Here is an 11,666-nt window from a genome sequence, read left to right on the forward strand (position 1 = left end):
AATCAACTATTGTCTTTGCATGAACCCGCTCCTGATTTTGAAATGTAAGAAAAACCTTTTGCTAATGCTCCTGCTGGTCAGCAGCAGCGCGTTTTCCATGCAGGCCGACAGCCTTACGATCACCTTGGAAGACGCGATCGCGACGGCTTTAAAGAATAATTACGAAATAGAAATCGCCAAAAACAATGTGGAAGCCAACACGCTGCTCAACAATTATGGCGTTGCCGGAGGCCTACCGCTGGTGACAGCTCAGGCTTCCAATACAGAACAGATCACACAGGTCAATCAAAAGTTAACGGACGGAACTGAGATCAATCGGAATGCTGCAGCAGGTAACAACACCCAGGCCAGCTTGAATGCTGGTATTTTGTTATACAATGGTAAAAGGGTTGTTTCCACAAAAAAACGTCTGGCCGAGCTGCAATATCAAAGCACAGAGCTGCTTAACTCTCAGATTCAGAACACAATAGCTTTGGTAATGACGAGTTATTATGATGTCGTGCGCCAATTGAGTTACCTGAATACGGTACGAACTTCGATCCAAGCTTCCGAAAAACGACTTGAAATCCTGAAAGTGCGCAAAGAAGCGGGAATGGCTAATAATGCAGATCTTTTTCAAGCCGAAATCGATTTAAATACATTAAACCAGACATTTCTGGACCAGCTGAATGTAGCCCAGGTCGCCAAAACCGAACTGCTTCGCATCCTGACGCTCGATCCGAAATCGGCGGTAAGCATTAAGGATACAATTATGGTTGACAATACGCTTAAACTTGACGCCATTCTGGACCGGATTGCGGCGAATGCAGACGTGAAAGCAGCGGATCATCAAATCCGCATCAACGAGTTGATCGTCCGCGAAACGGCTGCGTTAAGATACCCGACCGTGCGGTTCAACACGGCTTACAACTTTTCCAGAAACCAAACTGCCGCCGGTTTTACCTTGCTGAACAGGGTTGCAGGTCCTAATGCAGGCCTCACGCTCGCTATCCCGATTTACAACGGTTCGGCGTTTAAAAGACAGCAGCAGGTTGCGGAAATTAACACGGAAAGCGCCAAGTTGCAACGAAGCTCTATTGTCCGCGATTACAATGCAGGTGCAGTGAAAATGTATCAGACTTTCCTGACTTCGCTCGAACAACTTGAAACACAAAAACGCAACTTTAACCTGGCAAAACAGCTCTTGGATCTTACATTACAACGTTTTGAACTGATCCAGGCAACAATCATCGATGTGCGTGAGGCCCAGCGGAGTTTTGAAGATGCCGGTTACCGGATGATCAACCTGAATTATGCAGCCAAAGCAGCCGAAATCGAGCTAAAACGGCTTAGTAACACATTGCAATAGCATTTGAATCTCATTTTTGATTAAAGGGCTGGCTATCAAATAGTCAGCCTTTTCTTTTTGCGCCGGAAGAAGCGTTGGTGGCATAGGTTTTTCTCCTTTTTGTTTATCGAGATTAAAAAGAAATTAAACCTTTCATCATCTCGCCCATCTAACAAACTTACTTCCTTCAACTTAACATCATGAGAAATTTCCGGCTCCCCTTTTTGCTATTGCTTTTGATCAACCTGCAATGTTTTGCACAGGAAGAGCCAGCGGAGCCTTTCTTAATTAAAGGCAAATTGGAGGATGGGGATAAGAATCCGGTCCTGTTTGCCAATGTCGCACTCTATTCTGCAAAGGATTCCAGCCTCGCAGGCGGCATTGCTTCTGACGATAAAGGCCTTTTCGAATTTCCTGCTGCACCGGGAAATTATTTTCTCAAAATCACGTATCTCACTTTGGATGAGAAGATTGTCCCCAATGTGAATGTGGCCAGCCAGAACCTGGACCTTGGAATAATTTCACTTCAATCGAATTCAAAAGTTTTGGAAGAGGTGCTCGTGCGCGGGGAAAAAAGCCAGATGGAATTGCAGCTCGACAAACGTGTTTTTAATGTTGGAAAAGACCTCAGCAACATAGGAAGCAATGCATCGGACATCTTGAATAATATGCCTTCGGTAACTGTTGATGTGGAAGGAAATGTAGCATTAAGGGGAAGCGGTAACGTCCGGATTCTGATCGATGGAAAGCAATCGGGCATGATCGGCTTAAACCCGGCAGAAGCGCTGCGGCAGATTCCCGGCGACCTGATCGAGAGCATTGAGATCATTACCAATCCTTCCTCGCGTTATGATGCGGAAGGCGAAGTCGGCATCCTGAACATTGTGATGAAGAAAAATATCCGTTACGGATTAAATGGTTCGTTTACGGCGACTGCCGGTTATCCCTCCAATTTCGGCGGCTCTTTCAATCTTAATTATCGGCGTAAAAAGGTGAATCTAATTGCTAATTACGGCTTAATGTATCGCGAAGGGCCAGGCAGGGGCAATTCGCGCCAGGAATATAACAGCTCGGATACTAGTTTTGTGTACGAGCAACGTTCGGCGCGGACGCGCTCGGGGACTTCCAACAACTTTATGGTTGGCCTGGATTATTTTCTGAATAATTTTAACACGGTTACAGCGACAGTTTCTTACCGTAAGTCCATGAATAACAACAGGTCACAGCTGGATTACATGGATTATGATTTTAACAATGTGCTGACACAAACCGTTACGCGTACGGAAAGAGAAACCGAGCCAAGAACGAACATTGAGGCAGCATTGAATTATGAAAAGAAATTTGACAAAAAGGGACAAAGCCTGTCATTCAATTCCAAATACATCATTAGTGACGAAACGGAATCCGCTCGTTACCGGGAGTTTTCAAATCTAGATCCCACCGGCATTATGCAGCGTGCATATAATACCGAAGATGAAAAGACATTCCTTGCACAGCTTGATTACATTCAACCCATTGGGAAGGATGGAAAAATAGAAGCGGGACTAAAAACGTCCATCCGGTTACTGGACAATGATTTCTCAGTGCATCAGCAGGACGAGCAGATGGATTGGATTATTCTGGACCAGTATGATAACCGGTTTGCTTACGACGAAAAAATCCATGCAGGTTATGTCATGGCCAGCAATCAGTTTGGAAAAGTGTTTGTTCAAGCGGGGTTAAGAGGAGAATATTCGGACATTACTACGGAGCTTAAAAAGACGAATCAGCGCAATCACCGAGGCTATTTCAATCTTTTTCCAAGCATTCATACGTCATACAAAGTTGCTGATGCGCAAACTGTTCAGCTGAGTTACAGTTACCGCCTGAGCCGTCCTAATTTCCGCGACCTCCTACCCTTCTCCAATTTCAGCGATTCCCGCGTATTCCGCGCCGGTAATCCATTGCTGAATCCAGAATTTACACATTCGTTTGAAGCCGGACATTTGCTGAATATGCCAAAAGGCTCATTGCTGTCCAGCATTTACTATCGTCACCGGCTGGGCGTTGTGGAGAACATTACTTCCGTTGATTCCACGGGTTTTACCACCATTACACCTATCAATCTTTCTACCGGCGATTCCTATGGATTTGAATTTAACCTGACTTATGACCCGGCTCCCTGGTGGAAACTGACCGGAAACGCGAACATTTTCAGGGCCATTAATGAAGGTTTTTACCAGGATAAGGCTTTAAAAAGCGACACTTATTCCTGGACAAGCCGGTTTTCATCAAGGGTTACATTGTTTAAATCTGTTGATTTTCAGTCTTCATTCAATTACCGTGCACCGCGCAAAACAACGCAGGGACGCGATCTGGCCATTTATTTTATTGATCTCGGGCTTTCCAAAGACATTCTCAAAGGCAGAGGAACCGTTACCGCCAGCGTGCGTGATCTGCTTAATTCTCAGAAAAGACGCAGCATTGTCGAGAATGCAGGTTACTATTCCCGTTCGGAGTTCCAGTGGCGTGCAAGGCAGTTTTTGGTAACATTTGCCTACCGCCTCAACCGCTCCAAAGAGAAGGAAAGAATGGATAACAAAGGCGGCGAAGGTGAAGAAGACTAATCCTACGGTTGAAAACCGTACATTTGCGCAAACTTTTGTACAATAGCGAATGCTTTTTATAGGAAAATACAATCACCTCACCATTGAGCGCTTAACCAGCGTCGGCATGTTCCTGAGTGATGTCGAGGGCGAAGAAGTGCTTTTACCCAATCAATATTTAACGGATGAAATGCAGATCGGCGACACCATTAAGGTGTTCGTTTACCTGGATTCCGAAGACCGTCCCGTAGCGACCACGGAAACACCGAAAATCATCCGCAATCAGTTTGCTTTTCTGGAAGTAACGGATGTTACGGAACATGGCGCTTTTATGGATTGGGGTTTAATTAAAGACCTTTTCGTGCCGTTCCGCGAACAAAGCACACCGATGCAGCTCGGAGAATGGCACGTCGTGTTCCTTTATCTCGACCAAAAATCTTCGCGCCTGATTGCATCCACCAAGATCGACCGTTTTCTTGAAAACGAAAGACTTACAGTTGCCGAAGGCGATGAAGTGGATCTGCTGATCTTTTCAAAATCGGATCTGGGTTACAACGCCATTGTGAATCAATATCACAAAGGTTTGATCTACGCGAATGAAGTTTTCCGCGACATTCATGTTGGCGATTCGTTAAGGGGTTATGTCAAAAAAATAAGGGAAGAAAATAAGCTGGACCTCAGCCTGCAAAAAACCGGTTATGAAGTGGTTGAACCGACTGCACAGGCTATTTTGGACCAACTAAAAAAAGCGAACGGTTTCCTGAATTTATCGGATAACAGCTCGCCGGAGGATATTTACAAGAAATTACAGATCAGCAAAAAAGTCTTCAAAAAGGCGATCGGTGGACTTTACAGACAAGGCCTGATCAAGATCGGTGATGACGGCATTAGGCTGGTTGTAGAAGATTAAAACAAAAATGCCGGCTTGTGACCGGCATTTTTTTTGTCATTTCTTCCCGTATTTGACTTTATACTTTTCGTAAAGCCGCTTCTGTTTATCGTCCAAGTTCACTTTCCCGCCCTTAATAAAGGCCATCTGGATCACATTGCCGCGCATATCCAGCATATCTCCTGCCGTCACGAGGAACGAAGCCTGTTTCCCTTTTTCCAATGTTCCTACCAGTTTGTCAGCGCCGATGATTTCAGCAGCATTTTTGGTAACAAATTGCAATGCTTCCTCTGGCGTCACATTGCCAAATCCTGACGACGTCCCCGCCAGAAAAGCCAGGTTACGCGTCCGCCACCATTCGTCCGCATACGTGATCGCCACTTTTACGCCTGCTTTGTGCAACATGCCGGGCAGCTCGTAAGGCAGGTAAACCTGTTCATCCACACGGCCGGGCAGGCGGTGCGTAGGGTTCAGAACCACGGGAATCTGGTTTTCTTTTAGGAAAGCAGCGACTTTGTAAGACTCATCGCCGCCTACGATCACGATTTTTTTCACCCCGTTTTCCTTCGCAAAATTTACAGCTTCAATAATGTCCTTCCCATACTCCGCACGAATGTACAAATTGGCCGAGCCATCAAAAAGCGGCTTCATCGCAGCCAGGCGCAGGTTCACAGAACCGGGCGACTGCGTTTCCGCATAAGCTCTCGCATCCGCAAATGTGGAACGGAAGACATTAATGGCCTCAGCGCGCTTGTCATTTCTCTTAACCGAAACAGTGAAATCTTCATAATTAAAACTGCTCGACAAAAATGGCGGCCAGCTCAGCCAGATGCCATCGTCCTTGACCAAAACCGCATCTTCCCAGTTCCAGCCATCGCTGTAAAAAACAGAGGAGGAGCCGGAAATCACGCCGCCCTGCGGCACAGCTTGCGAAAGCAGAATGCCGTTGCCGCGCAAGGTAGGGATCACTTCGGAATCGGTGTTGTAAGCCACCAGCGCGCGAACGTGCGGGTTGATCTGGCCGACTTCGTTATAATCCAAAGTGGCCCTTACCGAAGCAATTTCCTGCAAACCAACGGTCGTGTTGAGCGAAATTATGCCTGGATAAATGTGCTTTCCCTTGGCATCGATCACCTCGGCGCCATTGCCACCGGAAAAAGATCCCGTGGTGCCCACTGCCGTGATAATTCCGTTATCGAAGGCAATGGAGCCGTTTTCAATCACCTGTCCGTCGCCCACGTGAATGGTTGCGCCGGTGACGAGGATCATTTTTGTTTGTTTGACTGCCGGAGCCGGGTTTTGCGCGTTTCCGGTGGTGACGCATGCGGCAATGCCCAGCAGCAAGCCTGTCATCCGGCGCTTAATGTTATGTTTTATCATGATAATGAGTTGAAATCCTGATGATTAAGAAGATTAATGTCCTGTTTCGTGCTCGGTGTGAACGCCTACAATGTCTTCACAATGCCACATTTTGGGTTGCGTAGCTTGTGGTTTTTGCGTCGGTTTTCCTTCGGCTTTGTCGCCCAGCATTTTCTGGATCAGCCGCTCACGTTCCAAAGCCATTGTTTTCTGCTTTTCTTCATCTTTTTTCCTGTCAAAATAAACGGCGCCTTCCACCATCGTAAACTCAGGTCTTGCATAAATAGAAAGCGGATGCGCATTCCAGAGCACCAGATCAGCATCCTTTCCAGGTTTCAAACTCCCCATGCGATTGTCCACATGCAGCAATTTCGCAGGGTTCAGCGTCACCATTTTCCAGGCTTCTTCCTCCGGCACACCACCATATTCCACCGTTTTAGCCGCTTCCTGGTTTAGTCTGCGCGCCATTTCGGCGTCGTCGGAGTTGATCGCCACGGTTACGCCTTCATGATACATTAATGCTGCATTATATGGAATCGCCTCTTTGACTTCCATTTTATAAGCCCACCAGTCACCGAATGTAGAGCCGCCTATGCCACGTTTCGCCATCTTGTCGGCCAGCTTGTAACCTTCCAGAATGTGGGTAAATGTGTTAATCTTAAAATTCAGGGAATCAGCTACATGCATGAGCATATTGATCTCGGACTGCACATACGAATGGCAAGTAATGAAACGTTCGCTCGCCAGGATTTCGGCCAATGCATCCAGTTCAATATCTCGTCTTGGTGCATTCGCGGCTTGTTTTTTGGAACCCGCATTATAGGATTTCCATTGGGCAGCATAATCTTTTGCTCTCAAAAAATGATCAAAAAACACCTGCTCCACGCCCATTCTGGTTTGCGGAAAACGCGTGCGAACAATGTCGCCCCAGTTGGATTGCTTTACATTTTCTCCCAAAGCAAACTTGATCGTTTTCACCTCGGGAATCAGCATTTCGGATTGACTTGCACCCCATTTCAGCTTGATTAAGGCACTTTGTCCACCAATTGAGTTCGCGGATCCATGCAGCAAATGAGAAGTCGTCACACCACCCGCCAGTTGGCGATAAATATTCACGTCATCCGGATTGATCACATCGCTCATTCTCACCTCGGCTGAACTCGTTTGCCCGCCTTCATTAATGGTAAAGAGCGCAATGTGCGAATGTTCGTCTATAATGCCGCTGGTCAAATGCTTGCCTGTTCCGTCAATCGTTTTTGCTCCCGAAGGCGCCGACAATGCCTTACCTACTTTCGCAATCTTACCGTTCTGAACGAGGACGTCTGCATTTTGTAAAATGCCTTCTTTCTCGTTGGTCCAGATCGTCGCGTTCTTGATCAACACCGTTTCCGCCACAGGCAATGTCTCATTTCCAAAGCCTACAAAAGGATAATAAACCGGCCCGGTTTCCTTCACTTTGGCGATCGTGGAATCCTTGGTTGCCGCAGGCTGATATTTCTCGGATAATGTTGCCGACCAGGGGACAACATTCCCATTCGGCAACACGCCTTCTCCGGAAAGATTTGTTCCCGCGAGCCAACCCGTCAGGCGAGTCGTTCCTGCACTTTTATCAGCCTGGTAAGTCATCGTCAGCAACTTGTCCGACAAGATAACCTTAGGCGTTACTTTCACCGAATCCTGTACAACGATCTTATAATCAGGCTTATCTAATCCACCCGTGATCTGCACCTTGCCCGCAGGCTGGTTGTTCACCGAGAGCGCGTAAGTCCCCCGCACATCCGGCGCATTCATGGCCGATAGTACAAATTGCTTTCCCTGAATCCAGTTTTCATAAATGACATTGTCTTTCCCAAACAGATCACCGGAAGTGATGATGAAGTTGGCCAGCAACCCGCTTTTCAGGCTCCCTACCTGCCCTTCCGCCTTGATCAGGCTTGCAGGAATGGTCGTTAATGCTTCCAATGCCTTTTCTTTCGGCAGGCCGTACTCAATAGCTGTTTTTATATTTTTCCAAAAATCGCCCTTGTTTTTCAAGCCGGAAACCGTGAATGCAAATGGAATTTCGGCCTTCGCAACTTCGGATGCATTCTTGGGGGCCATTTCCCAATGTTTCAGCTGTGCCACGCTCACCAGATCCGCGTCCCAGGGATCGGCAACGTCATAAGCATCAGGAAATTGAAGGGGCAGAATCAATGTTGCTTTCGTGGCTTTAATTTCTTTAATGCGCTGATATTCGTCGCCTCCGCCTTTGATAATGTATTGTATTCCAAACTCATCACCGACCTTATCCGCACGCAGAATGCTGTATTTGTCATTGGTTTCAAAAAAGGAAGGAAGGGTTTTGATCTGGTTGAATGCTTCCAGCGAAAGATTGGTTTCCTTGGCTTTTTCTGTTTTGGCATACCAGTCGGCATCGTAATAATTCTGCCTTAGCAGCGCTACTACGCCCATCGTAGACGATGGGTAAGTCTGTGAAGAAGTGCCTTTGCTGAATGAATAATGGGCCGACGCTTTTCGTTTCAACATTGCTTTGTTGGCAGCCTCGTCGGTCAATGTTACTACTGCGCCGTTTCCGCGCACAATCCCGTCATGTGGGTGAACAAGCACGGTCCCGAAACCGATTTTGCGAAGCTCCTCGGCTTTTTTAGCGTCGGGAGTAAACATTAAGCTCGCGTCATTTTCAGGCTGAATAGCCTGGTTCCAGCCAAATGCACCCTTTTTATTGGATTCCAGTTGCGGCGTTTGCCTGCCTCCTCCCGTCCGCTCGCGCTTCACTTCCGGCATTCCATAATCCGAATCCAGGTCAATGAGGGAAGGGTAAATGTATTTTTCTTTCAAATCCATCACCACGGTGCCCGCAGGAATTTTCACCTGCTTGCCCACTTCACGGATGATCCCGTTTTCAATGAGCATGGTCCCTTTCAGGATCGTAGTTTTGGAATCGACAACAATGTTTGCGTTTGTAAAAGCATAGCGCCCCGGCCGGTCGTCATAGGCTCCGTTTTGGGGGAAAGTCTCCTGCGCATGCGCGATCACGCCGATCGTAAGACAGGTCAGCAGGGCTGATAATTGTTTAAACATAGGTTGGGATTTAATTGCAGTTCGGAACTACAATATACAAGTTAAATTGACAAATCAGGGCTTAAAGGGCATTTTCACTGGAAGTTACAATTGCCGCGGGGAATTGTTATGTTGCCTATTTTTTGCATCTTGTCGCTGTGTTTTCAAATGACTATTTAGCTTTTCAAAAATATGGACTATCAAGATTTTAAAGATTCCCTTTCCCAGGATTCACCACCAGAAACAGTCTCAGAGCCGCTTAAAGCGCTTTGGTATGCAGCAAAAGATGACTGGGAAGCCGCTCATAACATTGCCCAAAGCAAAGAAGGAACGCCCGTTTATGATCATTTGCATGCGTATCTGCACCGCGTAGAAGGCGACACCTGGAATGCCGGTTATTGGTACAAGCGCGCCGGAAAGTCTGTTTTTAAGGGTTCCTTGCAAGAAGAATGGGAAGCTTTGGCGCATGCTATGCTTTAAAAATATAAGGCTTTTACCTTATATTCAGTTAATATAAGCTTTTTACCTTATATTTGGCTGATATAAGCTTTTTACCTTATATTTAACCATTATAAGGCAAAAAGCTTATATTTATGAAAAAGCATTATGCTGTAATCACCGCTGATATGGTCAATTCAACGTTTTTCTCACGAGAACAGACCACCGAATGGCTAAGCGAAATGATCGATTTGTTACGGGAAAATCCAGCCTTTGACTGGGTGTTGAAACCTGAAATATATCGCGGGGACAGCTTTCAGGGTGTGTTGAAAAACCCTAACGAAGCCATGTATGCCGCCATTCTGGCCCGCGCTAATATGCGCACACACGCCAAAAACACTGATTTACGCGTAGCGATTGGCATAGGAAAAGCAGAGCAGCTAACCGACCGCGCGGGCACATCCGATGGCGAAGCATTTCGATTGTCGGGGCATTTGGCCGACAATATCAGGAAGCAAAAAGCGCGGATCGGGATTGCATTGCCAACGCCTTCTGAGCCGCTGAATGCGACATTGGATCTTTTAGAAACACTTATTGAGAACTGGACAACCGCTCAGAGCGAGGTGATTGTGGCTTTACTTTTGAAAAAGAACATTAACCAGATTTCCGAGCAGCTTGGCATCAGTCAGCCTGCCGCCAGTCAGCGTGTGGCCTCTTCAAAATGGTGGGCAGTTGAAAATTTTCTTGCTACCTTTCCCAAACATTTATCACTATACACAAAAACAAAATCATGATCGAGTTTCTCCAATTATTGCTCGCACACATTCTTGTCGATTTCTACTGGCAGCCTACGAAATGGGTCATTGAAAAAAGAGAAAAATCTTTCCGCTCCAAATACTTTTATCTCCACATTGCGCTTGTCATCGTTGTTTCTTACGTCGTGCTGGGTTACTGGACCAATCCGGTTCCTGCTCTCGCGTTAGGCGTGGCTCACGGCCTGATTGACATTGCAAAAATCGCGTTTGATAAAAAGGGAACATTGATCTGGTTTGTGGCCGATCAGGTTGCTCACGTGATCAGCATTGCGCTTACCGCGCTTATTATCACCAGTGCTTTACCGGCTGGCGTGGAAACTTTCAAAACCTGGCTTTTCACTACCAAAACGCTCGCCATTTTCACTGGCGCGCTGGTTTCACTCTCTCCTATTTCGTTTTTTGTGGGCATCCTTACCAAACCCTGGCGCGAAGAACTGGCTGCATTGGCGCCTAATGCAGATGATAACCTGGCCAATGCCGGACGCTGGATAGGGATGTCGGAAAGGCTGCTGATCTTTGTTTTTGTGCTGGTTAGTCAGTTTTCAGCCATTGGATTTTTGATTGCTGCGAAGTCGCTTTTGCGTTATAATGACAAATCTGCCAGCGGGGAAATTTCAGCAGCCTACATTAGTAAAAAGTCGGAATATGTGCTGGTGGGGACATTGATGAGCTACACTTGTGCGATCGCAGTGGCGCTGGTGGTGAAAACATTGTATTAAAATCCAACACAATTAAACCTTGCTGCAACAAATTGCTCTAACCTGGGTATCTAAATTTGATAACCATGAAAAAGACAATGTTGGCCATGCTAATGGCTCTTTTCAGCATCGCAGCCTTCGCCCAACGCCAGGATTCTGATATGACGCCTGAAAAACGCGCAGAAAACCAGACCAAGCAAATGACCGAAAAGCTGAACCTTTCCGAAGATCAGCAAAAGCAGGTCTACAACCTGACGCTGGCGAGAACGCAGAAAATGAAGGAGTTAAGGGATGCCCAAACCGCCGACCGCGAGCAAATGCGTGCTTCGATGGAAACCTACAACAACGAAGTCGCGAAAATACTGACGGTGGAGCAACAGGAAAAATACAAAACCATGCTGGAAGATAGGCGCGGTGGCGCCGATCGTCGGGGCGGTGGCAGCAGCAGAGGACCGCGCGAAAATTAAGCTCTCTTTAGTCAAATAAAAAGGGTTG

General features: G+C 46.7%; 9 protein-coding genes. 7 read left to right on the top strand and 2 right to left on the bottom strand.

Annotated elements, in window-relative coordinates:
- Nucleotides 1–19 precede the first annotated feature (19 nt).
- From NFI80_RS11635 to NFI80_RS11645, 3 genes are all read left to right on the top strand, one after another.
- Complete coding sequence (locus NFI80_RS11635) at nt 20–1,348, top strand: TolC family protein (RefSeq protein ID WP_233795815.1); 1,329 nt, start codon at nt 20–22, stop codon at nt 1,346–1,348.
- A gap of 179 nt (nt 1,349–1,527) precedes the next feature.
- Complete coding sequence (locus NFI80_RS11640) at nt 1,528–3,933, top strand: TonB-dependent receptor (RefSeq protein WP_235162958.1); 2,406 nt, start codon at nt 1,528–1,530, stop codon at nt 3,931–3,933.
- Nucleotides 3,934–3,982: 49 nt separating this feature from the next.
- Nucleotides 3,983–4,822: a CvfB family protein gene (locus tag NFI80_RS11645; protein ID WP_235158388.1), complete on the top strand. Its 840-nt coding sequence runs from the start codon at nt 3,983–3,985 to the stop codon at nt 4,820–4,822.
- Nucleotides 4,823–4,858: 36 nt separating this feature from the next.
- On the opposite strand, the gene NFI80_RS11650 is transcribed toward NFI80_RS11645, so the two are convergent.
- Together NFI80_RS11650 and NFI80_RS11655 are read right to left on the bottom strand one after the other, a co-directional pair.
- Complete coding sequence (locus tag NFI80_RS11650; protein ID WP_235162957.1) at nt 4,859–6,181, bottom strand: amidohydrolase family protein; 1,323 nt, start codon at nt 6,179–6,181, stop codon at nt 4,859–4,861.
- 33 nt (nt 6,182–6,214) lie between these two features.
- Nucleotides 6,215–9,241 carry an amidohydrolase family protein gene (locus tag NFI80_RS11655; RefSeq protein ID WP_235162956.1) on the bottom strand — a complete coding sequence of 1,009 codons (3,027 nt, stop codon included), beginning with the start codon at nt 9,239–9,241 and terminating at the stop codon, nt 6,215–6,217.
- Between the two features lie 171 nt (nt 9,242–9,412).
- Here NFI80_RS11655 and NFI80_RS11660 point away from each other — a divergent pair, with 171 nt between their 5' ends.
- The 4 genes from NFI80_RS11660 to NFI80_RS11675 all read left to right on the top strand — a co-directional run bounded on the left by NFI80_RS11660 (nt 9,413) and on the right by NFI80_RS11675 (nt 11,638).
- Nucleotides 9,413–9,700, top strand: a complete 288-nt coding sequence (locus tag NFI80_RS11660; protein ID WP_235158385.1) for a hypothetical protein — start codon at nt 9,413–9,415, stop codon at nt 9,698–9,700.
- A 113-nt stretch (nt 9,701–9,813) separates the two neighbouring features.
- Entirely contained in the window at nt 9,814–10,452 is a 639-nt protein-coding gene (locus tag NFI80_RS11665) for a SatD family protein (RefSeq protein WP_235158384.1), read from the top strand.
- Nucleotides 10,449–11,192, top strand: coding sequence for a DUF3307 domain-containing protein (locus tag NFI80_RS11670; RefSeq protein WP_235158383.1), 744 nt, complete (start codon nt 10,449–10,451; stop codon nt 11,190–11,192). Before NFI80_RS11665 ends, NFI80_RS11670 begins: the two co-directional genes overlap by 4 nt.
- Nucleotides 11,193–11,257: 65 nt before the next feature.
- Nucleotides 11,258–11,638 carry a DUF4890 domain-containing protein gene (locus NFI80_RS11675; protein WP_026630963.1) on the top strand — a complete coding sequence of 127 codons (381 nt, stop codon included), beginning with the start codon at nt 11,258–11,260 and terminating at the stop codon, nt 11,636–11,638.
- Nucleotides 11,639–11,666: the final 28 nt, after the last annotated feature.

Source organism: Dyadobacter chenhuakuii, assembly GCF_023821985.2.
Classification (GTDB): Bacteria; Bacteroidota; Bacteroidia; order Cytophagales; family Spirosomataceae; genus Dyadobacter; species Dyadobacter chenhuakuii.

Coding starts and splice junctions, on each gene's coding strand:
- NFI80_RS11665 (WP_235158384.1), top strand. CDS start 9,814: ATGAAAAAGCATTATGCTGTAATCACCGCTGATATGGTCAATTCAACG.
- NFI80_RS11645 (WP_235158388.1), top strand. CDS start 3,983: ATGCTTTTTATAGGAAAATACAATCACCTCACCATTGAGCGCTTAACC.
- NFI80_RS11675 (WP_026630963.1), top strand. CDS start 11,258: ATGAAAAAGACAATGTTGGCCATGCTAATGGCTCTTTTCAGCATCGCA.
- NFI80_RS11635 (WP_233795815.1), top strand. CDS start 20: ATGAACCCGCTCCTGATTTTGAAATGTAAGAAAAACCTTTTGCTAATG.
- NFI80_RS11650 (WP_235162957.1), bottom strand. CDS start 6,181: ATGATAAAACATAACATTAAGCGCCGGATGACAGGCTTGCTGCTGGGC.
- NFI80_RS11655 (WP_235162956.1), bottom strand. CDS start 9,241: ATGTTTAAACAATTATCAGCCCTGCTGACCTGTCTTACGATCGGCGTG.
- NFI80_RS11670 (WP_235158383.1), top strand. CDS start 10,449: ATGATCGAGTTTCTCCAATTATTGCTCGCACACATTCTTGTCGATTTC.
- NFI80_RS11660 (WP_235158385.1), top strand. CDS start 9,413: ATGGACTATCAAGATTTTAAAGATTCCCTTTCCCAGGATTCACCACCA.
- NFI80_RS11640 (WP_235162958.1), top strand. CDS start 1,528: ATGAGAAATTTCCGGCTCCCCTTTTTGCTATTGCTTTTGATCAACCTG.